The organism is Bacteroides sp. LFL-34, from assembly GCF_027257075.1.
Lineage (GTDB): Bacteria > Bacteroidota > Bacteroidia > Bacteroidales > Bacteroidaceae > Bacteroides > Bacteroides ovatus.
This window is the reverse complement of sequence record NZ_JAPQKZ010000013.1, coordinates 29551-52473: the sequence shown is the minus strand read 5'-3', so window position 1 is coordinate 52473 and position 22923 is coordinate 29551. Positions and strand designations below refer to the sequence as shown.

The 22923-nt window shown below is 42.9% G+C and carries 17 protein-coding genes; all 17 read right to left on the bottom strand.

All coding sequences use genetic code 11. From position 1 onward, the window contains the following. Positions 1–348 precede the first annotated feature (348 nt). Positions 349–1164 (bottom strand): N-acetylmuramic acid 6-phosphate etherase, encoded by an 816-nt coding sequence (gene murQ / locus N5O98_RS09935; protein WP_004309644.1) that lies wholly within the window; start codon positions 1162–1164, stop codon positions 349–351. 40 nt (positions 1165–1204) lie between these two features. Next, the gene (locus tag N5O98_RS09930; RefSeq protein ID WP_004309645.1) at positions 1205–2041 is read right to left on the bottom strand and encodes a hypothetical protein; all 837 of its coding nucleotides are present in this window, start codon (positions 2039–2041) and stop codon (positions 1205–1207) included. Positions 2042–2054: 13 nt separating this feature from the next. Beyond that, positions 2055–3338, bottom strand: a complete 1284-nt coding sequence (locus N5O98_RS09925; protein ID WP_004309646.1) for an MFS transporter — start codon at positions 3336–3338, stop codon at positions 2055–2057. 14 nt (positions 3339–3352) lie between these two features. After that, a complete protein-coding gene (locus N5O98_RS09920; RefSeq protein ID WP_118161205.1) occupies positions 3353–4711 on the bottom strand; it encodes a SpoIID/LytB domain-containing protein in 1359 nt (452 codons plus the stop codon). Next, positions 4708–7173 carry a DUF4922 domain-containing protein gene (locus tag N5O98_RS09915; protein WP_004309648.1) on the bottom strand — a complete coding sequence of 822 codons (2466 nt, stop codon included), beginning with the start codon at positions 7171–7173 and terminating at the stop codon, positions 4708–4710. The genes N5O98_RS09920 and N5O98_RS09915 overlap by 4 nt, the downstream gene beginning before the upstream one ends. Further along, positions 7173–8666, bottom strand: coding sequence for a sodium:solute symporter (locus N5O98_RS09910; RefSeq protein WP_118161206.1), 1494 nt, complete (start codon positions 8664–8666; stop codon positions 7173–7175). Before N5O98_RS09910 ends, N5O98_RS09915 begins: the two co-directional genes overlap by 1 nt. Positions 8667–8757: 91 nt before the next feature. Beyond that, positions 8758–10032, bottom strand: a complete 1275-nt coding sequence (locus N5O98_RS09905; RefSeq protein ID WP_008776472.1) for a hypothetical protein — start codon at positions 10030–10032, stop codon at positions 8758–8760. Between the two features lie 261 nt (positions 10033–10293). After that, the gene (locus N5O98_RS09900) at positions 10294–11328 is read right to left on the bottom strand and encodes a DUF4857 domain-containing protein (RefSeq protein WP_008776471.1); all 1035 of its coding nucleotides are present in this window, start codon (positions 11326–11328) and stop codon (positions 10294–10296) included. Positions 11329–11370: 42 nt separating this feature from the next. Then, positions 11371–12039: a hypothetical protein gene (locus N5O98_RS09895; protein WP_004305102.1), complete on the bottom strand. Its 669-nt coding sequence runs from the start codon at positions 12037–12039 to the stop codon at positions 11371–11373. A 24-nt stretch (positions 12040–12063) separates the two neighbouring features. Continuing rightward, positions 12064–12951: an ABC transporter ATP-binding protein gene (locus N5O98_RS09890; RefSeq protein WP_004324548.1), complete on the bottom strand. Its 888-nt coding sequence runs from the start codon at positions 12949–12951 to the stop codon at positions 12064–12066. Between the two features lie 22 nt (positions 12952–12973). Next, on the bottom strand, positions 12974–13540 hold the full coding sequence (locus N5O98_RS09885) for a PepSY-associated TM helix domain-containing protein (RefSeq protein WP_004305100.1): 567 nt from the start codon (positions 13538–13540) through the stop codon (positions 12974–12976). After that, entirely contained in the window at positions 13527–14114 is a 588-nt protein-coding gene (locus N5O98_RS09880; protein WP_004324549.1) for a hypothetical protein, read from the bottom strand. The genes N5O98_RS09885 and N5O98_RS09880 overlap by 14 nt, the downstream gene beginning before the upstream one ends. Positions 14115–14316: 202 nt before the next feature. Beyond that, positions 14317–15942 (bottom strand): fimbrillin family protein, encoded by a 1626-nt coding sequence (locus tag N5O98_RS09875; RefSeq protein ID WP_118161207.1) that lies wholly within the window; start codon positions 15940–15942, stop codon positions 14317–14319. A 33-nt stretch (positions 15943–15975) separates the two neighbouring features. Next, the gene (locus N5O98_RS09870; RefSeq protein WP_055235232.1) at positions 15976–17487 is read right to left on the bottom strand and encodes a DUF6850 family outer membrane beta-barrel protein; all 1512 of its coding nucleotides are present in this window, start codon (positions 17485–17487) and stop codon (positions 15976–15978) included. After that, positions 17480–18712 (bottom strand): DUF4876 domain-containing protein, encoded by a 1233-nt coding sequence (locus N5O98_RS09865; RefSeq protein WP_118161209.1) that lies wholly within the window; start codon positions 18710–18712, stop codon positions 17480–17482. Before N5O98_RS09865 ends, N5O98_RS09870 begins: the two co-directional genes overlap by 8 nt. 4 nt (positions 18713–18716) lie before the next feature. Further along, positions 18717–21554 (bottom strand): TonB-dependent receptor, encoded by a 2838-nt coding sequence (locus N5O98_RS09860; protein WP_004309658.1) that lies wholly within the window; start codon positions 21552–21554, stop codon positions 18717–18719. A gap of 241 nt (positions 21555–21795) precedes the next feature. After that, entirely contained in the window at positions 21796–22803 is a 1008-nt protein-coding gene (locus N5O98_RS09855) for an aspartate-semialdehyde dehydrogenase (RefSeq protein WP_004299708.1), read from the bottom strand. Positions 22804–22923 lie beyond the last annotated feature (120 nt).

The window sequence follows — 22923 nt, the reverse complement described above, 5'->3', positions numbered from 1 at the left end:
TCTTCTTTGTGTCTTAAATTCCAAAAATGGTTTATTTTTGTCTGTACTGTGACACGATGCAAAGATAGTTGGTATTGATAAGAACGGGCTTTGGGTATGTTTCAATTATTTATACTGTTGATACCAATTTACTTTTTCTTGAAGTTTTTTCTTCGGAGATAAAATGAAGAAGTGTGAACAAACCGGTTTGTTCAATAAATGTTTTTGATTTTGTTTCAAAATCTTTTTGTATTGTATCTATGAGGCTGTCGGATGAATAATAATGGTTAATGTGTCATATTCCGTATTAATAAGATTGGTATGTGATGCGTATAATATAAGTTGGTTAAACAAGAGTAAGTAGAGATTTTAATGATCTTGAGAATATCGGTAAGCGTCAATTGCATTCTTAACCGAACCGTGTAACAGTAACAATTTTTGTGCATGGTCATGATTTAATCCTAGTTCCTCCATAATCATCCTGGTGCCTCTTTCTACCAGTTTATGATTACTAAGCTGCATGTTTACCATCTTATTTCCTTTCACCCGTCCGAGTTGAATCATCACCGACGTACTAATCATATTCAGAATCATTTTCTGTCCGGTACCCGATTTCATCCGGGAACTGCCTGTCACATATTCCGGCCCTACAATCATTTCGATGGCGACATTTGCCTCTGCCGCCATTGGAGAATCGGGATTGCTGGTGATACAACCTGTCAGGACACCGTGTTTACGGGCTTCCCGCAAAGCACCAATTACGTACGGGGTAGTGCCGGAAGCAGCAATGCCGATAACGGTGTCTTTTTCGTTGATCTGGTGTTCGACGAGTTCTTCCCAACCTCGATTTTCATCATCTTCGGCTCCTTCTACCGGATTGCGCAGGGCTGTATCGCCTCCTGCAATCAGTCCGATAATCCAGTTGGGAGACATTCCGAAAGTAGGAGGAATTTCGGAAGCATCCAATACTCCCAGGCGACCGCTTGTGCCGGCCCCCATATAAAAGATGCGTCCGCCTTGTTTCATGCGGGGCACAATCTGATTGACAAGCTCTTCAATTTGTGGAATAGCCTTTTGTACGGCTAATGCTACTTTCTGATCTTCCTGGTTGATATCTTCTAATATCTCTCGCACAGATTTCTTTTCCAGATGATCGTAAAGTGACGGTTGTTCGGTTATCTGCATTTTTATAATTACTGGTTATAAATTACAATAGGTAAAAGAATTATTGTTGATGGTATTGAATCAGCCCTTCCATCGGACTTTGAAGAATCTTACCGATCTGAATACCTGTTGTTTGCGCAGCCTCCTGCAAAATCTCCTTGTAACAGTGAGCTACGGAACCAATAAAATGTACCGGATATTGCTTATAATCATATTGCATCACGTTTCTGCGGAGAAAAGCGATAAAGCTGTTGAGTACTAGTGAACGGATAGCCGGTTCTTCCAAGTGCTGTGCAAGGAAAGGGGAGAGACTGGCCAGAAAACGGTTCGGGAAAGGCTGGCGATAAACCCGGTCGATGATTTCGGGAGCCGTCAGGTCGAACTGTTTTAAGAAAGCTTCTTTGATGGCGGGTGGAAGCTGGTTTTTCAGTACATCGCCTACCAGTAGTTTTCCTAAGACTGCGCCGCTTCCTTCATCTCCCAGGATGAATCCAAGAGGGGAGATGTTGTTGACAATCTCTTTACCGTTGTAGAAACAGGAATTGGAACCTGTGCCGAGGATGCAGGCAATCCCTGCTTCATGTCCGCATAGTCCGCGGGCAGCGGCAAGCATATCCGAGTAGGCTTTGATGTTCCCGATGACGGGCAGGCTGTCGGCAATAGCCCGCCGGAGGACGGGAGCTTTTTCGGGAGTGCAGCCTGCACCATAAAAAAAGACGGAGTTGATCGTTCCTTCCGGTAGTTGTGGCAGGAGGGAATGTGTCAGCTCTTGTTGAATTTCTTCTTCTGATTGGAAGAAGGGATTAATTCCCTTCGTTCCCATTCGTTTGATTGGGGTGCCGTTGAAAACGATGCACCAGTCGGTTTTGGTAGAACCACTATCTGCAATGAGTATCATATCTTTGAGTTTTTTATTGTTTCTTTCCGAAAGAATCCTCCAGTCGGTTGCGAATCATTAATGAGGCGACGATACCGGGCAGGGTACAAATACAAACCCAGATAAAGAAGTTTGTGTATCCGAGATGTTCCTGTATCCATCCGGCAGGCATACCGGGAATCATCATGCCCAGTGCCATAAATCCGGTTCCGATAGCATAGTGTGCCGTTTTATGTTCACCTTCTGCTATATAAATCAGATATAGCATATAAGCGGTAAAGCCGAAACCATACCCCAACTGTTCGATCGCTACACAAATGGCTATAAATATAGGATTGTCCGGGGTGGCGGCAGCCATCCATACATATAATAGATCGGGAATGTTGATGGCTAATGCCATGGGTAATATCCATTTCTTGAATCCGTCACGGGAAACGAGGAAACCACTAATGATTCCACCGAGCAATAAAGCTATGACACCTATCGTACCGTAGATCATTCCGACAGTTGCTGTGGATAAACCCAGTCCACCTTTATCGGTCGTGTCGAGCAGGAAAGGAGAAGCTATTTTGGCTAACTGTGATTCTCCCAACCGATAGGTGAGGAGGAAAAAGAACATGAGACCGAGGTTCTTTTTCTGAAAGAATGTGACAAAGGTCAGGAGAAAATCCCCCAACAACTTACCCGGTGTGAGTCCGGGACGTTTAATGTCCGAATCAGGATGGGGGAGGATAAGTCGATGATAGATAGTAAGAGCCAGAAATAATCCGGCAAGGAGGTAGAATGTAATACTCCATGCCAAGGGAATATTGTTCTGTGATGTTTCCAGCCATCCTGCCAGCATGACTAGAATTCCCTGCCCGAAAATATTGGCAAGCCGATAAAACGTATTTCGAATACCGACAAAGAAAGATTGTTCTTTATTATTGAGCCCGAGCATATAGAAACCGTCTGCAGCGATGTCATGCGTAGCGGAACTGAACGCCAACAGCCAGAAAAAAGCAAGAGTCAACTGTACATAATGAGCAGTCGGAATAAAGAAGGCTATTCCTGCAAATCCGGCAGCGATGAAACCTTGCATGGCAATAATCCAGGCACGCTTCGTTTTCACCAGGTCGACGAATGGACTCCATAGCGGTTTGATAGTCCAGGGAAGATAGAGCCAGGAAGTGTATAAGGCTATTTCCGTATTGGATAATCCTAAACGCTTGTACATGATAACAGCAATCGTCATTACCGCTACGTATGGCAGCCCTTCTGCGAAGTAGAGGGTGGGTATCCAGCTCCAGGGATTTCTTTTTATAGTGGGGGTTGTCATGGTATTATTCTTTTTTATTGATATTGTTTCTCGAGCGTACTGCCGGGGTAATAGTGAGACAGTATTTCTTCATATTTGTAACCTTGCTCTCCCATTACGGCAGCACCAATCTGGCAAAGTCCTACTCCATGCCCCCATCCGGCTCCGGTAAGGATGAATCGTGAAGGGATTTTATCCTCTTTATGTCCTTTTTCCTCATATTCCTTGTCTACTACGAAGGCGGAACTATACAGATGGGAAGTAGATAAGGTACGGCGTATCTCCAACTCTTTTCCAATGATGAGTGTCTGTAAGGTTCCTACAATCTTTAGTCGGACAAGACGTCCGGATGTTCCCCGTTCTATAGGAATTAAATCCAGAATTTGTCCGAAGTCAATTCCCGAACGTTGATGAATCAGTGTTGAAAGTTCTTGTTGGGTATAACTGACTTTCCAACGATAGAAGTCTGCTGTTTCCTGATCGTAGTTGTTTAGTACTTGGCTTAGAATTTTCTTATCCTGCGTATTACAAAAAGCAACAGGTGAGGTACGTATCCATTTATCAGCTTCCGCCTCTATGTTCAAATCGGGAAGTTGTTTTTCAGTCTTGCTATCCCGTTGTCTGATTAGATAAGGATGCTTTACGTTTTCCCAACAATTTTGGAACTCTTCAAAAGCTCCGCCACAACATTTAGAGAAACGGGCATCACAAATCACTCCTTTATACATCAGCACTTCCCCCCGCGTGGCGGAGACTGCTTCGATGGCTTGTGGTGTTGAGGCTCGTGTAATTCCCTGATAACGCTGGCAATGATCATCGGCACATACATCGAAATTTCTATGTGCTTCATGGTCATACCACTTAATAAATGAAGAATTAGGAATGAAGAATGAAGAATTGGCTGCGCTGTCTTTTTGCAAAGTTCTTTTAAATTCTTCATTCTTCATTCTTAATTCTTTATTTTTTTCGAGTAGCCAGCTTCGGGAGATGACGGCGTGAGCCTTTAGTAGTTCTAAAGAAGCTGTTGCGCTCATCTCTGATGAAATTACACTGGTAAGATATTCTTCAATGGAAATCACATTGATGGCGGTTAGTTGTTCTCCTTCGATGATAATCTTTAATTCCCCTTTGAATTTCTGGACTTCTTTGCGTTCCCAATGGAAGTTGATTCCGATGGTCACATCTTTCAGTTCAAAGAAAGCATGTGCATTTTGTGGAGGAATGAAGGATAATTCGTCGTACTCTTTCCCTTGCCAATGAATCTTCCCATCCTGATAAATAACTTTCTGTGTTCCGGAAATTTTCGTTCCGACAGAAGAACTAAATTTCACCGGGAAAGAGAATTCAATCTCTTTCCCGGAAAGGATACCGACTGTTATTTGAGGTTGAGTCATAATACAGCTTTAATACGTTCTAGTATTTTTTGCAGTTTTTCTTTGGATATAGATACTTCCCGATAGATATCATATACTTTTTCAGGAGTCAGTTTCTTCATATCCTCTTCACGTACTATAGGGAATATGCCGTTCATTTCAGCAATAGCAGGACTGATGAGAATTTGTTCGTCTCCTTTTGCGTAATAGCAATCAGGACGATGTTTGCTGCGTAAGAAGATAATACAATTGTAAGGGTGTTCGGCCACTGACTCAAATTGATCGTCGTAGTTCTTTCCAAAATGCTCTTTGGTGATTTCCAAACCATACCAGGCAAGAATATTCATCATTGGTTCTTTTCCGTTGTTATTGGCAGCTAAAATGTCGTAAATCAGATGAAAGGTTTTCGACATTGTTTTCTTATTTTTCGCCTGAATCCTGATGAAACTGTACGGGAAATCTTCATAACTAATTCGCACCTTGTCGTTATCTATTAAATCTATGTGATCGTAATATGATCCCTGCATACTTTCCTCTTTACTGCAAGCTTGAAAATGGGCATGATCGGGAGCGGAAGCTCCACATTCCGGTCCATTATACAAAAGGAAGTATTCTCTCATTATGTCGGTGAATTCTATCATATCTTTAAAACGCCCGGCTATGGATTGCGACTTGTGTTCCTTATCTACAATTGTAAAGTGGTGTTTAAATATGGGATAGGGATTAACCAGTATCTGATAATTCCTATAACTGATGAATTCTTGTTCCTGCGGTCGGTTTGTTTGGCAGAGGAAGCAAGGCCGTGAGTGAATGGAGGCAGTATCTGTCTGTGCGGTAGTCGAAAGAATACGTTTCGGATTAAGGAATAGGTTCGCATCTAAATATTGCTTACCAAACCATTTGGATATTTCTTTTGTTCGTGACCGATACTGTTTCAATGCCTGGTAATTCTCTTTGGCTAGTTCCCAAGAAAGAGTTTGCTTTTGGAATAACCGTTCGATACTTTGCTGAATTTTCTCTAATGTCGTTTCTTGTTGCAGGATGCGCTGTTCCAATTCCCACGTACGAAGTCGGTCTTTATATAGATTATTCTGGTTGATTTTCTCAACAGGCAGTGCAGCATCCGAGTTGCCTTCCCAACGGCGGCAAAGGTAAATCACGTCGTATATTCTGCCTATCTGATAATCGTGTGAAATTTTCAATCCAAGGGCATAATCTTCTCCATAGCTTGTGTTCGGGACTTTGATTTCCCGAAGAATGGGCGTGTAGAATGCACGGGGAGCTCCCAGACCGTTGATACGTAATGCATTATTTCGTCCGTTGTCGGGTGTCCATTCCTTATGATCGATGATGCCGGGGGCAATTTCCTGCATATCAAAGTTAGTCATCATATAAGTGCCGATTACCATTGCACATTTCTGTTTATAGAAAGTATCAATGATGATTTGCAGGCTATGTTCGTCTTTATACACGTCATCGCTATCAAGTTGGACGGCAAACTTTCCACATTTCTCGTGATGGATACCTATGTTCCAACATCCGCCTATACCGAGGTCATTTCTTTCGGGAATGACGTGAATCAGGCGCTTGTCCGAACTAAGTTCACGGAGAACTTCACTGGTCCCGTCTGTCGAATGATTGTCGATGACAATGACATTGAACGGAAAGGTCGTTTGCTGGTTCAGTGCCGAGCGTACGGCATCTTTGACTGTACGAATACGGTTGCGTACGGGTATAATGACAGAAGCTTCATACTCAAAAGTGTGGGAAGAAAAGTCTACAGGACGGAAGATAGGATAAAGATATCCGCCAATTTCCTTCAAATGGTTGGTGCATGCCTGTTCCATTTCGATCTGTACCTGACGGTTTTTAGGGTCTACATAATCGAACTGCTTCTCACCGCTTTTCCGCTTGTCACTTTCTACTTCGGTATATAGATATTCGTTGATATGTACCAGTTTGCTCTTTTGGGATATTTTGAGTCTCAAATCATACAAGCCTGCATATTGATATTCCTCTTCCGTATTTTCTATAACTTCCTTGAATGCGTTGGCATTGAACAGTAAAACCGAGCCGAAATTGAAGTCGTCACGCAGGCTACCGGGTTGGTAATCAATGACCGGAGCTGTTTTTTGCACACCGTCTATCTGTTGGTAATGGTCTGCATATACCATGCCAGCTTGGGTCATTTCCATTACTTGAACCATTCTTTCAAGAGCGAACATGCCTATTTTTAGTGCAGTGTGTTTGGTATAGAGCAAGGTATATGTTTTATCAGAATGTTCTGCAATAGCTCGCATTGCTTGTGTAGACTGCATTTTTTCTACAGAGATGAGTTCGCATCCGGGAATACAGACATTGGTAATTGGCGATGCCAATAAATAAATTTTGTCTACCAGCGTCGATGCACGTAACTCCTTAACTGTTTGCACAGTTTCTTCCAACCGGCTGAAAGGAAGAAAACAGTTGATTGTTGTTTTCATTATTTTACTTTTTGTTTTGTAGTATGAGTTGTGTAAGATGTTTCTTTGTCTTGTCTTTTGATGAACAAACAAAGTCCAAGGAATGTGAACAGGGCATTGATTATCAACAACTCGTAACTAATTTGGTAACCGTTGAGCCATGCTTCCGAATTTCTTTGAAGGATATAGCAAAGAATAGGAGAAGCGATAGCTACCAACGGAATATATTTATCATAAACTTGTTTCTTGGTGAAGATGCCAAAAGCGAACAGTCCTAAGATAGGGCCATACGTATAACTGGCCAATGTGTAAATCGCATCAATCACACTCGTGTTGTTCAGCAGATTGAATACGAAAATGACTGCTCCCATCACAACTGCCATACCGATATGTACATGTTTGCGTATTTGGCTAAGTGCCGCCTCTCCTTTTTTCTGTGCATGTAAAATATCTACAGTAAAGGAAGTGGTCAGTGCCGTCAAGGCAGAACCCGCTGCAGAATAGGCGGAGGCTATCAGTCCGATAATGAATAATATTCCGACTATGCCGGGAAAATAATTTCCGGTAGCAATCATCGGAAACAACTCGTCGCTTTTTTCCGGATTCCCAATGCCTTGCTGTGCTGTAAACGTATATAACAGTACTCCTAGCATCAGAAAAAGCAGAATGACAAAGAACTGTGAGATTCCACTGGTAATCATATTCTTCTGTGAGTCCCGGAAGTTCTTGCAGCTAAGATTGCGCTGCATCATATCTTGGTCGAGCCCGTTCATGGCAATAACGGTGAATACTCCTGCCAGGAATTGCTTGAAGAAATATCGTTTGTCATTAACATCGTCAAAAAAGAATGTCTTGGAAAAGTCACTGTCTGAAATCGTACTAACCAAACCACTGAAATTCAGATGCAAGCTGGAAGCAATATAATAGATGCAAAGTACAACCGACACTACCAGGCAGAATGTTTTTAGAACATCCGTCCATATCAATGATTTCACTCCACCGCGGAAAGTGTAAAGCCATACGATAAATACCGTAAGAATTACGTTCAACAGGAAAGGAAGATGGAAAGGTTCGAAGATAAGAAACTGCAATGTCAGGCATACGAGAAAGAGTCGGACGGCTGCCCCTAGCATCTTTGAAATAAAAAAGAACCAGGCTCCCGTCTTGTAGGAAGAGCTTCCGAACCTGTTCTCCAGATATTCATAAATGGAAACCAGATTCATGCGATAAAAGAGGGGAACAAGTACAAATGCAATGATAATTTGTCCTACTATGAATCCCAGCACCATCTGCAGGTAAGAAAAGCGACTTGCCTGTACCATACCCGGAACGGAAACGAAGGTGACTCCGGAAATGGTGGAACCGATCATGGCAAAGGCAACGATATACCAGGCTGATTTACGGTTTCCTACAAAGAATCCTTCATTGTCGGCTTTGCGTCCTGCTATATAAGAGATAGTGAACAGGATGATAAAGTATGCCACAGTAGTAATAGATATAACGGCTGGACTCATATCTGCTGTTTAAATTCGTTTGAGGATGAATATCCGGAACTTGTTTACTTTGCCTACAAATGTAGGGAATTTATCATAGATATACATACTCTTACATATTTTTTATTCCGGGTGTGCCTCCGGTGGCATGTTTGGAGGAACGCCAGTTTTTGTTGAGCGAGGACAACTCCGGAGATTTCTTTTCAAGCGAAACGCCGGTTATTTTATCAATGGTGTGCATTTCATCTCTAAAACAACAAGTGTCAAAAGTATGTCCTGGTGCAGTCTCTTTACTACTTGAAAGTGCCAGATACCCGCCATTATTGTTCAGTGCCGGGAAGTTCGGTATAATTATTATATTTTCTCCACCGACTTTATGTTTCTGAACAACTCTGTTGAAGTATTTCGTGAAGCAAAGATATGCTTTGGCAGGAATGGTTAGGGGAGTAGAAGGACTTTCATTTTGAAGGATGGTAGTATTGTATATTGCCCCGTCTTTATACATCTTATATAGATAAAGTGCCGGTAAAATGATAGCCTGTTCAGTCGGATTGTAGATTTCTATATATTCTGCACCATCAGTAGCATTGTTATACATGATTTCATTGAAAAGAAGCATACCTCTCACATCTTTCGGTAATTCGGGGGTGTTCGGATTATCTGGAATGTCTGTTCCGGGATGATCGGGTGTTTCATCAGGTGTAGTGTCCGTTTCTACGTTATTAGATAGCTGTATGTGATGAAATGTAAATCCTTTACAGCGGGTTTTGGTGTAAATGCAGTATATACCGCAGTAGCGGGAAGTTTGTATATCGGTATCTTTTATTTGTTTTTCTTTTACGTATTCATTCTCGGATTCACGTCGTGTCCAAAAAGTCCAGTAACCATTATTGTCACGTTCTACTTTTATATATAGTTTCGGTGAAGAGTCTCCTTTCATCAACTCTCTTCCCGAAGCCAGTAGTTTAGATTGGTCTCCGTTTTGACGATAAAGAGTTACATTATCTTTGGCTCCTCCTATCTGAATATAATAACCGTTTAAATTACCGGAAAGAATGTTTGAGGAAGAAGTCAGATAAAATCGTGCATAATTGTTAGCGGAAGGATTAAAGGTGAGGTGAACTCCAAATTCCCAACGGGTATTTTTTACAGAGGTGGAAGGAATGGTGACATAAGCTGTTCCGGCGTCTTCGTATGGATCATTCAGATGGATTCCTTCTTTAGAATTGATGGTGAATTTGTCCATCTCTCCTTCCCAGGGAAGTTCGGAGGTAACTGTATCCTCTCCCTCTGAATCTCCTTTTTCTTCGTCATTAGCAGGGAGCGAACAATTATAGAACAATATGATGAAGATACTTAGGAAAGCAAATGCTTTGTAAACTTTCATACGGTTTTTAATTTGAGTTTTTTCGTTTTACCGTATTTGTTTGTGTATAATGCAGAAGCAATTGCGGTCTGAATATTTGAATGAGTCGGCAAAGATAAACTTTCTTGCCGGAAAAAGCCCATACTTACAGAAGAAAAGATTGTAATTCTTTTTGTTTCCTATACACGCATGGGAAGAAAACTGTAAGGGACTACCCTAAGTCATATTTAATAGATTGACTTTTGATAGTCCCTTACAACTGTTACATTCAATATGGGAATACTATTCGAAACGTGGTATTACATATTTATCAGTATAAGATGTGAAAGTAATACCGGGCATGGAATGAGTAGACGATGCGTTCTCTAATTTTTTAATCAATGAATAATCGTCGGCATTCAATGCGTAATAATTATCAGAGGTCGGAGTAGTCACACGTACCGTCCAATCGAACATATTACCGATGATGGTTAATGCATCCGTTTCGGGATTGAATACAGGAATTCCTGTTTTCACTACTTCGTATGTCCGGCTCTGCAGTACATAGAAAGCATTGTTGACATCGGTCATGAACGCAAGTGTTTTCTTATTTCTGAACTCTGTCAGATACAGATGTTCCAGTGTCAGTCCTTCAGGCAAGGTGATGGCACGAACATACGGACGCCCTTTCACCTGTTTCAGATGAAACAGACGGCGGTCGGCATCCAATAGAAGATAACCTTCGTCATACTCCTTTTTCACCGTTGGATTTCCTACGATCTCTGTTGCCGGGAAACGAAACTCCTTTTTAGTCATAGCTTCGGTAAACTGAAGACTCTTGTCTTCCTTTACGCTGTTGGAGGCCATGTCGATAAACTCGATTCCTTTGGAGGTGATGCGGAATACGTCATCCGGCATTTTCAGGTCTACACGTCCTGACATGGATTCCATCAGAGGATAAAGTCCGATGGAAGGCGCATTGATATCCGAAGGTACACTGCGGAAGTTGAAATTCTCCGTCTGTACCATTTTAGGAGTTACTGCTATCCCTTTAATGGTATCCGGAAAACGCTCATCGGACATCAACTGACGAAAATAAAACATAGGCAGGATACTGTCGAAAGCTGCTTCCGAATAAATATTACCTGCCAGGTCGCGACGCACGCTTCCTTTTCCCTCTTCCTGTCCCATCTGTGCGAAATCGCCAATTACGAAACTGTACAGGGTAAAGGGAGTTTTCTCCGGCTTTACGACAAAGAAATTGTAACACCAGGGCAACTGCCAGAGAAGCAGAAAAGCGATGGTTACATATAATAATATAGTACTGAAACGTCTCATTACTCAATCTTTTAATTTTTAGTCTTTAATTTTTAATTGCTCCTAGTCCTGCTTTCCGGCCTTGAATCGTACGATAGAAAGCCACGAGAAAGAAGCTGTCAACAATGTATAAACCACTAAATAAGGGAGGAACTTGTTATATGCTTCCGGTGTGGGCGACAGAAAGAAGATTCGGAGTAATAATACTGCGATAATGAGATTCAGAATACGACGTTTCCATGCCGGTTCAAGGCAGATCCAGGCCACAAGCAGATAGCCGGAAATCCCGGCAAGATACCACGTTAAAGCGGTGAGCAATATGTGGTTCTTCAGTTCATGGGCAAGTATTCCATTCAGGTATACTTCCATCAACAGAAAATTGGAAGCGAAGCAGACAAGTAGCAACACTAATCCCGAAAGTAGCATATTACCTGTCATCTTCAACTCCGGATAAGGCAGATGGAGAGTCAGTTTCAGGCATTTGCGCTGCATTTCGGGAACAAACTGCACAATAGCCATCAAAATTCCCGCAATCAGAGGGATATATTGCAACATATCAATGAAGATGACATCTCGTTGCAGCATCACTTCCCACACATGAGCAGCCCCTTTCATTTCTACCACCCGGTTGATGCGGAGCATACAGTAGCCTGTAAAACCAAGTGTGGCGAGCACGGCAAGTAGAAAATACCACCGTGTCTTTATCCATTCTTTATAAAATATAGCGTACATTGTTTTTATCAATTATCAACGATTCTAGTATTTGCCTGTCAGGCCGATAAATGCATCTTCCAGATTCACCTGTTCACTATGAAAATTAGTGTAGGGCACTGACATGGATTTCAGTTTTGCTTCAGTTTCTGCCGGTTGAAGGAAAGAGAAAGTCTCCAACTGGTTCCGCATGACAGAAGGATGATAGAAATCATCAGATGCGGGAAGTTCGTAGCCTTCGGGAATAGTGAAGGTATAGCGACGTCCTTTTTCTAGTAGTTCGGCAATTGGTTTCTGAATCAGTATCTTTCCGTAGTCCATGATGATGCAGTCGTCAACAAGCCGCTCCATGTCCTGAATGATATGCGAGGTCAGAAAGACGGTTTTTCCTTCTGAACGGGCATAGTCGCGGAGGTAGTCGACAAACAGGCGACGATAGCCGGGATCGAGTCCGAGGGAGAAATCATCCAGCACGAGAAGTTCCGGGTTCTGTGCGAGAATCAGTCCGAGGGCTACTTGTGAACGTTGTCCGCAGGACATACGCGAGATACGTTGTCCGGGAGCGACTTTCAACTTATTCATCAGTTCATAGTACGCTTCCTTTTTCCATTGACCGGGGTAGAAAGCTGCGTAGAATTTCTCTATCTCGGTGATGGTCATGAATTGATATTGCACATGACCTTCGATGAGCAGTCCGATATTGCGACGCAGAGCCGGTGCCATTGTCTGAATCTCCTGTCCGAAGATGCGACATTCTCCCGAACGGGGTTTCAGGTAACCGCTCAAGATATTGATAGTGGTGGTCTTGCCCGTACCGTTCTTTCCCAACAGTCCCAAGATGCGTCCTTTGGGTACTGTGAAACTAAGATTTTCGTAAATCAACCGTTTGCCGTAATAGTGCGTCAGATTGTTACATTCGATAATATGTTCCATTTGATTTTATCTGTTATTCTATTCAAAAGAAGAAAAGGAAAAGAATGGGAATCAAGATTCCGACAATGACTTCGATCCCTCCTCTGCCGATAATGCCCTTATTCCCTTTCAGCATGATAATGCCGGAGAGAGTAATGATAATAAGAGCGATGGCGAAAATATCAGCAAAGTAAGTCCACCATTGTCCCGGGTTGTAATGTAAGCGGGACATTGCTCCGATAAGCGGGCGGCGGGTGACGGATTCATATACCGCTTCTCCTGTCTTCACGTTTACCAGGAGATTGGAGCCGCCTTTCAGGAATACTTTCATTACGTCCGTTTTCGGGAAGTAATATTTGGTATAGTTGCCGCTTTCTCCCAATGGTTCCAGGAGAGTGAGCACTTTCTCCTTATTCATTCCTGCTTTATCCGGTAGCTTTTCTGCTATCTTATACTCTTTCCGTGTGATGGAGAAGTTCGGATTAATAGTGTCACGGTGATTCATTACAATTCCGGAAATGGCATATATCAATACCATTCCGGAAAAGAAAAATGATAAGTCACGGTGTATGAGCCGACTCCACTTACGGATGTTACTACTCCACTTCATACGAGTCAGCTTCCATGAAATAGAAAGATAAATACTCTTTTCCTGTTTCTGCCTTGCGGTCGGCTATTTTTGCACGGAAATCTGCAATGCGGGCTTCAGGGCTGTTGGCTGTTTCACCACGTGCTTTCTTTTCAGAGTCGCATCCGGCTTCACCGGTTCCGTGTTTCTCGGCAGCCTGTGCTTTGAGTTGCGCTTCCCAGTTCTGGAGGTAGGCTTCGTCAATGCGTTGTTCTTTCAGTGTTCCGGTAACACGAACGATGGAGTTCACGCATTTAGGATCGAATGCTCCCAAAGTGCCCGCTTCTACACGGATCACATGGGTATCGTCGCTACCCATCAGGAAGATTTTCTTTGCGCCATGTTTGCAGGTATGTGTGCAGACGCCTTCAATGGTCACTTCTTGTCCTGCAAGGCTTTCGGCATTGGCAAGAAGAGAATCAATTTCCAAGGCGGAAGATGCAGACTGTTCTGTAGTCGCTTCTGATGCGCTTTTCTGTTGTTTGTTACCACATGAAGTTCCGATAAAAGTCATTGCCACGATGGCAATTGCGATTGTTAGCTTTTTTGTTTTCATTGTTATTGCTTCGTTTTTATATAGTTTGTAATCTGTTTTTCGTTTGTTTATAGCTTATCGTAGTTCGCCTTACGGGCGAGGGGAGTAGCCTTACTTGAAACTTTTAGTTTCCCAGTGTGAAACTGGTAGTTTCAAACCTTGAAACTGTTGGTTTCTCACCGAGAAACTAAAGGTTTCAAGGCATGAAACAAATATTAGTCTTTTAGTTGCCGGCTTGATCCCTTATGCAACGAACTTGCATACCGGCTTTAATGCTAACATAAGATAATGATAATCTGCCTTCCGGATACTTGGTTGCATTGATTGTACTCATTAATCCAAAGAACTGTATATTGGTTAGTAGGCCGCTGGTACTATTGTATATGGGTTTGTAGGCGGTCGAAGTCATGAGATAATTCATTGCCGGTTTTCCATGCCACGCAGCTTGAATCTTGGCGTCATCTGCTATTGCAGTTTTTTGGTAGCTGCCGGCGCCTGTAAGACTTGTTGCCATACGAACACCGGAGAATTGGTAATTGAATCCTGCATCCATCAGTGATGATATTTTGGCTCCATCATAAGCTGTATCATAAAAAAGAGCTTTATCACCATCAGCCGGTACCTTGCCGTCGGCATCATTCGTTGTTTTTCCTACCAGATTAAAGTACTCCAGACGTGTCGGTATGTGCCATCCTTTCGGGCAGATTCCTTGTGCTCCTTCAAAGGAGGTCAGATTACTATCAGTAATTTCTTTACCACCCAGTGCAGCCTGGAAATCATATAGATAACCTAATTCTTTTATGGCACTTTCTTTTGTTGTAGCTACGGTTGCACCGTCGGCTGTGATTTCATACGGATACCAAACATGGCTATCAGCAGTTGGATCACTTGAAGGAGTATACCCTTTCGGTAAATAAATAAGCGGTTCAGCCATCCATGTCGTACCGTTTGAGAGAGTTACAGTCTTATATTTTACATTATCATACAGGAAATAGTTCTGATCGAGATGTTCCTCGAAAGGAATCTCATTATCAGCTCCAATTTCACCCTCATCTGTCCAGTTTTCAATGTCACCACTAAGTTTGACTTCTATATCGTCAGGTAACACGCGAATGTTCACACTGTATTGTCCTCCTTGTGCCAAAGTGGTAGATGTGAGCTTCTGTGACAAGGTCTTGCCGTCAGATGTTGCTACTTCAAGCGTCAAGGCTACTGTTTGGGGAACGATAATGGCGCGGTATGTCTCATTCGCTTTAACGGCTTGTGCAACAATGCTTGTTGCGGAGGCGTTTGCATCAGCAGTCACTGTGAGAGCACTCAAATCAAGAGTTGCAGTCGGGATAGAACCTTTCAATGTGATGGACGAGATGTTAGCTTCTATTTCCTTTGTTACATTAATCACTAATTTAGTAAACATGTGTTTGAAGTTCATGCTTATAACGTTGGTAGTCGGAAGTACATCCGATTTCTTTGCTGCCATAAAATCTGACGCTCCATATCCACTAGTCTGATCGGTTTCTACAGTAAATGAAGCCGGAGTATTACCCTCTTTATAGGGATAATAGGCTACTATTTGCGATTTGTCATTTCCTTCCGGGTACCAGAGTAAATCGCCTGCAAATACTCCGTCACTGTATGTCATCTGTTTATTCTCTGCATATACGAAGTCACCGTTTTGGGTGATTGTAACACCGATTTTATCTCCGGTCTCAAAGTTAACTTCCGTAGCACGTGTAATAATAGGAGAGATAGTAATGCGACTGTTTGCAGGAGTCGTAGCTTCGTTCTCTTCCTGTTGGCAAGATACCAAAAGCGCTGCTGCGAAGATAAATGTCAAACTCTTTTTCATTGCTTAATAATTTAGTTTATATATTCATTGTTTTCAAAAAGTATATCCTAATTTGATAGTCTCGTTCCAACGGTTCGAACCATCTATATATTGCAGGTTGAAACCGTGCGTATAACTACCCTGTACTTCCGCATAAACTCCATAGTTGAAATGATAGCGCAATCCGAGGTGAAAAGTCGTCTGTGGGGCAGTTGTATATTCATTTTTCAGATTGTAATAATCAGTCAGTCGATAAGGCGGGTCACCCGGTTCCGTATCTGTTGCCGTAGTCCTGTTTTTCTCGGTAAAGTTTCCTATGGCAAAGGATGCAGCCGCTTTCAGGTCGAGTTTCCCCAGATGAAATACGCTGGAGATATAAGTCCGGCTACAAAGCATCTTTTCCGAAGCTACATAAGGATACATCTGTGTGGTCAGTCGTCTGAATGTTGATATATTCGTTCCCAGGCGAAGTTCCGTGCGGGGACTAATCCATTCATATTCGGGATGGACGGAGAAAACATCCTGCTCAAAAATACGATTGGAACCGTGTACGTGAGTGATCGTTATCCCGTTTACCGTTTCCTTGGTTATCACATTTTCATTGTTGACCAGATGTGACCATTGCAAATTCAGTCGCAGAAAATGCTCTTTCTTTCCCTGTTTGAAATGATAACTCAAATGGGAGGTAATCCGGTGGGTTGGAAATTTAAACCAGATAGCATCTCTTTCACCGGCAGAACCTGAAGAATACGTGTATTCAGCATCTCCGTAAAATCCTTTCCATTGAAGTTGCAAGGCTACCCCGTTCGACAATTCTTTGATGGGGAAACCGTTGACGCCCGATTCACTAAGATGGATTCCACTCCCGTCCCATGCCTCGTAAGCTCCATACATAAGTCCTTTATCCAGAAAAGTATTGTAAGAGTTTTCGGCTGTACCGATGACTTCTGCTTTCACAGATTCACTGTTTTTACCGAAAATATAGGAAAAGCCGATCGCCATATCTCCCGAATGATACATGACGCTGGGGGCTATTTTCAAATTCAGTCGGTAATTGGTATGCCGCAAGTCCTTTCGTTTGGAATAGTTGGAAGCGGCAAAGTCTATCTTTCCTCCTAATCGCCAGTTGGGTGAAATATCAGTTGCAATACCACCCATGAAAGCGTAAGTTTGCAAGTCTTTACGTCCGGGTGTGAACTCCAGGAGGTCTACGGGATAAAATCCTGGGTGGATAAACATCGAACCGCTCATATCCTTGCCTGAAGTATGATCGAATGAGAACGAACCCGTCAGTGAATAACCTTTCAGATGAGTGATGGACTTTGCTACCGCTCCGGCACTCCATGCTTCTTTTGCTTCGTAATAGTTGCGGAAATCACCGTGGTTATTCTTTCCGTACAGTTCGGCATAGGAAGCAGAAATACTGTCCATCATGATACCTGTGACATTTGCCCCGGCATTCCAGGAGTTACGCCGTTCGATGATGTCATAAGTCTGTGCCGAAACTCCGGATGTCAGACATAGAATCCAAAGACCTGTTATATATATTTTCTTCATCTCACTCATGCAAAGATTGTTTTTCCCGTTCATAAAAATCGGTAGAAGAATTGTTTGTATCTACCAGTACTTCGTAACCCGCTTCCTGTGTCGCTTCTTCATCCACATGACGGTATAAACTGCGTCCGTTGTATGTGGCACTTTGAGTGACATATCCCGCATCGATGGATGGAGAAATACGCTTTTTATTGTTGGAGGAACCGCCATAATATACTTCCGTGCCATCAATCACCCAGTCGAGTGGTACCGCTATCACCTGATCCGTAGTGCTTCCCGGTTTTTGTATGACGCTTCCCTCTTTTAGAACGAAGTCCTGTATCGTGGTATCCTTGGCTTTAAAAATAACCGCGGCAGGAGAAAATATCGAGAATGAATAGGCGTTCGCCTGACCAGTCTTCAACACTACGTTCAGGTAATGATCTGGTGTGATCTGGTCGCCCGGAGCCGGATGATACTGTGTGTTCGGAAAATAAACATTATTATAGCATACAAAATATCCGGGTTTGTTCAGGTTGACAGATTGCGGATATTGTGCCGCATGGTCAACCGCTCCGTTGATGGCAATCACTGCATCTTCTCCCGGCTGAAGCGGGAATGTTTTACCGGTACCGCCAAATTGCCATATACACTGAACGATGGGAGCGAAGTCCTTGAAGATGGTTGCTCCGGTTACTTCATCCTGTGTCACCCATACATTAGTGGCTTGTGAATTGTAAGGGTCGAGTGCTCCGAAGCATAAACTATCCAGATATTGCACTTCCGAGTCGTTATTATGCAGGATAATGTACTTGTCGGACTGATAATTTCCTTCCAGCGGTAACTTTGTGCATCCTCCGCAGTAAATCTCTTTAATAATGATCGTCCCGACCTTGGAATGAATGAGCGGGAGATTAAGAGACATGTCTCCGCTGGTTAGTTTGACATTATCAGCTAATCCGTTGAAAATATCCTTTCCGCCTTTGTCGCTGACTTGTACGCGGTATATACCTTTGGTCAAAGAGAATTGCGCCACTCCATTCTTGTCGGTTTTAGCCTTGTAAGAATTTCCACGGTCGACATCTTCAATCTTTACGGTCACTCCTTCCCGGAGATGATCCGTGTATCCGTCCGGATATACGGCAGTAACCTGCAGGCTGTGCAACTGGTTGTCATACGGATTCTCTTTATCGATATCTGTGCATCCCGCAAAGATGCCAGTCACTGTTAGTAATAATATGTAGATGAATTGTTTCATATAGTTAGAATTTGATACGGCAAGTAAGTCCATAATAGAAATCCGGGGTGAAGAGAGCGCTTACACCCGTTGCATGAGATTTTACATAAGGCCGTGAGTTGGTGAAATTAATCGCATTGAGAGAAAGAGATACATAGTCTCCAATCTCTTTGGTGATATTGATATTGGCAGAAAAATAAGGATCATATCCGTCTGCTGCAAATGTATAGGCATTGCCCGATTTGCGTATCAGGTAGGAGAATTCCGGATTCGCGGCTTCCGCTGATGTGAAAGGATGCATCTCATTATTCAGGTCGAGGTATGCTACCGGCCAGATAGCGGTATAAGAGTTACCGTCATAGATACTTCCCCCGGTTTGGGTATTACTGCTTTCGCTCACATTGAAAGCATATTCTTTTCCTTGATACTCGGAGATGTTCTGCGAACGCTTCACAAGCGAAGCTTCCAGTCGGCACGAAATAATCAGTCTGGCTTTCGGAATACGGGTGATGGCTGTGATATTGGCATCCAGCGAGTGGGTACGCTTGCCGTTGGCAGTAGTCGATAAGTTGTCGCCGTTGGCGTAGATACCTACATATTGGTAAGAACGATTGGCAAGACTGGTGTGCGACCATCCATTCTGATAATAATACGATAAAGAGTTGTCGATGTATTTCGTATAAGTATAAGCGGCATCTACCCGGAATTGCGTGCGAATCGGAGTAATTTCCGGGAAATCAACAATCATTTCCGCTCCGCGACGAATCACGTCCATTCCATTGTCGGGAGAAGTTGACTTTACAAAAGTCTGGTCGGTCACTTTGACATCCATAGGAGTCCAGTAACTGGATGCATTGTCGCGTATGTAAACCATCCCTGTCTGGTTATCTACATTGATTTGCGGGTTAGTCGGCATCGTGAATCCATCCGGCAATTGGAGCACATCATAGGAGAACGGAGTATAAGTACTTGCGTATTTATACGGCAGCTTGGTACGGTTGAAATAACCGACTAATGAAATTCTGGTACGGGCAATGTTGACGTCCAGACCGATTTCTGCGTTCTGATTCCGTTGCCAGCGTAGGTTTTCATTGTGCAATAACGTGTAGGGCTGACTATAATATATATAAGATGATTCAATCTTATTATAGGAAAAGCCGAAGGTCTGTATGTCCCGATATTCCTGTTTGGGATACAAGGTGTAGAAAGAGGGCAGCTTTTCGGTAATTCCCCAACCGCCACGGATAGCGATATGTTCGTTCAACTGCCATCTGGCATTGAAACGTGGTGAAAGAGTATTCAGGTTCTTATATTTCGTTCCCTTGATAAACAAATGTTCCCAACGTACCCCTGCCATCAGTCTAAGCATGGTATTTCCCACAGGAAATGACAGACTTTCTTCTGCATAAAGCGAAACATTATGCATATATGGATAAGTAGTGTAAGGACGGGGACGATAACCGTTTGGAGCCAATGATGGGTCTTTGTAATATTCTCCTTCACCCACATTGCCTGTTGCTTTCCATTGAACACCCGCTTTCAGGTTGCTGTTTACAGTCTTAAATCGTCTGTTCCATTCATATTTTAACGATGCGGTATAATCCAGTTCTTTGGAGTCGATGATTTGGTCGGCAAAGTAAGTATATGGCAGTTTGTTTGCCATAAAATATCCTTCCTCTGTGGCATGAACAGCCGGTTGCTCCGATGCATAGGAGTAGAACGTATGCGCGTGGGAGTTGTTATCATTGTAGTATATCGATGCGTCGAACTTGAGGTTGGTTATCCACGATTTGTTGAGCAGCCAGGCCAGTGAAGTGTTTGTCCGGAATACGTTATCTCTCACTTTGTTGTATTCTCCCGAATAGGCATCAGGATCATCTTTGGTATTCATTCCTCCGATATTGCCTGTAACACCGATGTCGAATCTTAATACGTTGCGGAACGTGTTGCTATATCCGGCAGAGAATCCTCTTCTTGTATAAGAAGAATAGGGAGATACCAACTTTTGAGTAGCCTTGGTCCACTCACCGTTTATGTTGATGACACCTTTATTGTTTCCTAAATCCAATCCTTTAGCAAATGAAACCTGTTCGGTGCGAGGATTGATAGACAGCAATATGTTCCAGGGTGTTTTCCCTTTCCGGGTGTGAATCTTGACCATACCACTATTCAAGTCTCCATATTCTGCCGAAGGCACTCCGGTGATGACTTCCACCGATTCAATATCTGCAACAGTGATATTCCGGGTATCCACTCCGTTCATATTGCCAAACGAACCATTGTTTCCAATACGAACTCCATCCACTTCTACGGCTGTTCCAAATGCGGCATTACCGGCTGTTGACCCTCCGTCGCGTAATGAGAAGATATTATTGGTGGTAAGATCCGGCACTTTAGTTTTTCCTCCCGGAAGGAGAGCGGAGATATCGCTCACGTTGGACACCTGTAGATGTTCCAATGCATGATTTCCGATAGTGAGCGTCGTGTTTAATTCATTTTTGGGTGCTTGTGCAGTGACGACTACATCATCCAGTGCAAGTGTATTTTCTTTGAGTATGATAGGAAGGTTATTGATATTGCTGCGTACATTTACGGGAATTGTTGCCGGTACATAACCAAGAAAAGAAACCTCCAGATTATATTTTCCCTCCTGTACTCCTTGTATCGTAAATTCTCCTTTCTGATTGGATACGGCCCACAAATAGGTACCTTTAATGAGGATAGAAGCACCAGGCAAAGGGGAATTCGTTTTTGCCTCGGTCACACGTCCCGAGATTGTATAGATGTTTGAATTAGCTGTGGCCTCAAATAAATTGAAAAATAGTAGCCCCCAGAATGCTATATTAAAAAGACAATATTTCATAGATAAGTTTTGCGCAAAATTCGATAAAAAGTGACTTTCTATCAATCACTATAAATAGTTATTTTGGTAAATGCTGATACCTATAACTAGTGACTTCTTACCTACGAATAGGTATTTTCTCTCTAATTACGGCTTGGAGAATAAAAAAACCGGCTTGCATTGTGATCACTATCACATTGCAAACCGGCTGATTTATTGGGCTTATCTATAGTTGTCTGGATATTATATCCAGTCTGTTATATTAGATATTTTTTACTTTAATCAAATATTCGGCAATCTGAACAGCATTCAGGGCAGCCCCTTTCTTAATCTGGTCACCTACAATCCAGAAAGTCAATCCGTTTTCGTTTGTCAGGTCTTTGCGGATACGGCCTACGTATACCGGATCTTTACCTGCCAGGAACAACGGCATCGGGTATTCTTTTTCGGCAGGATTGTCCTGCAGAACCAGACCTTCACCGTTAGCGAATGCTTCACGAGCCTCTTCTACGGAAATCGGACGTTCAGTTTCTACCCAAATACTTTCAGAGTGAGCACGTAATGCAGGAACACGTACGCAAGTTGCGCTAACTTTTACGTCAGAATGCATGATCTTGCGTGTTTCATTATACATCTTCATCTCTTCTTTCGTATAACCGTTTTCTGTAAACACGTCGATCTGCGGAATCAGGTTGAAAGCCAACTGATAGGCAAACTTCTCTACAGTCACAGGTTCGTTTGCCAATACCTGACGATATTGTTCGTACAATTCGTCCATGGCAGCGGCACCCGCACCACTTGCTGCCTGATAGGTAGACACGTGCACAGTTTTTATATGAGAAAGCTTTTCGATGGCTTTCAGTGCAACTACCATCTGGATAGTCGTACAATTCGGGTTGGCGATAACGCCGCGCGGACGTTCCAATGCATCCTCTGCATTTACTTCAGGCACCACCAAAGGCACATCGGCATCCATACGGAAAGCGCTGGAGTTGTCGATCATCACAGCACCATACTTGGTAATTGTTTTCTCGAACTCCTTAGATGTTCCTGCACCGGCAGAAGTGAAAGCAATGTCTACCCCTTTAAAGTCATCGTTGTGTTGTAAGAGTTTCACCTCGATCTGTTTACCGCGGAAAGTATATGTTGTTCCGGCACTACGTTTAGAACCGAACAAAACTAACTCGTCCATCGGGAAGTTTCTCTCATCGAGCACGCGCAGGAACTCTTGTCCTACGGCTCCGCTTACGCCAACAATAGCTACTTTCATCTTTTTCTTTTGTTAAATTGTGAATATTGAATTTCTCTCCTTATCCTGTCGAATAGAAAAGATTTGGCTGCAAAATTATAACAATTTAGCATATAAACATCGATTTTGAGAGAAATATTT

Coding starts and splice junctions, on each gene's coding strand:
- murQ (WP_004309644.1), bottom strand. CDS start 1,164: ATGCAGATAACCGAACAACCGTCACTTTACGATCATCTGGAAAAGAAA.
- N5O98_RS09930 (WP_004309645.1), bottom strand. CDS start 2,041: ATGATACTCATTGCAGATAGTGGTTCTACCAAAACCGACTGGTGCATC.
- N5O98_RS09925 (WP_004309646.1), bottom strand. CDS start 3,338: ATGACAACCCCCACTATAAAAAGAAATCCCTGGAGCTGGATACCCACC.
- N5O98_RS09920 (WP_118161205.1), bottom strand. CDS start 4,711: ATGACTCAACCTCAAATAACAGTCGGTATCCTTTCCGGGAAAGAGATT.
- N5O98_RS09915 (WP_004309648.1), bottom strand. CDS start 7,173: ATGAAAACAACAATCAACTGTTTTCTTCCTTTCAGCCGGTTGGAAGAA.
- N5O98_RS09910 (WP_118161206.1), bottom strand. CDS start 8,666: ATGAGTCCAGCCGTTATATCTATTACTACTGTGGCATACTTTATCATC.
- N5O98_RS09905 (WP_008776472.1), bottom strand. CDS start 10,032: ATGAAAGTTTACAAAGCATTTGCTTTCCTAAGTATCTTCATCATATTG.
- N5O98_RS09900 (WP_008776471.1), bottom strand. CDS start 11,328: ATGAGACGTTTCAGTACTATATTATTATATGTAACCATCGCTTTTCTG.
- N5O98_RS09895 (WP_004305102.1), bottom strand. CDS start 12,039: ATGTACGCTATATTTTATAAAGAATGGATAAAGACACGGTGGTATTTT.
- N5O98_RS09890 (WP_004324548.1), bottom strand. CDS start 12,951: ATGGAACATATTATCGAATGTAACAATCTGACGCACTATTACGGCAAA.
- N5O98_RS09885 (WP_004305100.1), bottom strand. CDS start 13,540: ATGAAGTGGAGTAGTAACATCCGTAAGTGGAGTCGGCTCATACACCGT.
- N5O98_RS09880 (WP_004324549.1), bottom strand. CDS start 14,114: ATGAAAACAAAAAAGCTAACAATCGCAATTGCCATCGTGGCAATGACT.
- N5O98_RS09875 (WP_118161207.1), bottom strand. CDS start 15,942: ATGAAAAAGAGTTTGACATTTATCTTCGCAGCAGCGCTTTTGGTATCT.
- N5O98_RS09870 (WP_055235232.1), bottom strand. CDS start 17,487: ATGAGTGAGATGAAGAAAATATATATAACAGGTCTTTGGATTCTATGT.
- N5O98_RS09865 (WP_118161209.1), bottom strand. CDS start 18,712: ATGAAACAATTCATCTACATATTATTACTAACAGTGACTGGCATCTTT.
- N5O98_RS09860 (WP_004309658.1), bottom strand. CDS start 21,554: ATGAAATATTGTCTTTTTAATATAGCATTCTGGGGGCTACTATTTTTC.
- N5O98_RS09855 (WP_004299708.1), bottom strand. CDS start 22,803: ATGAAAGTAGCTATTGTTGGCGTAAGCGGAGCCGTAGGACAAGAGTTC.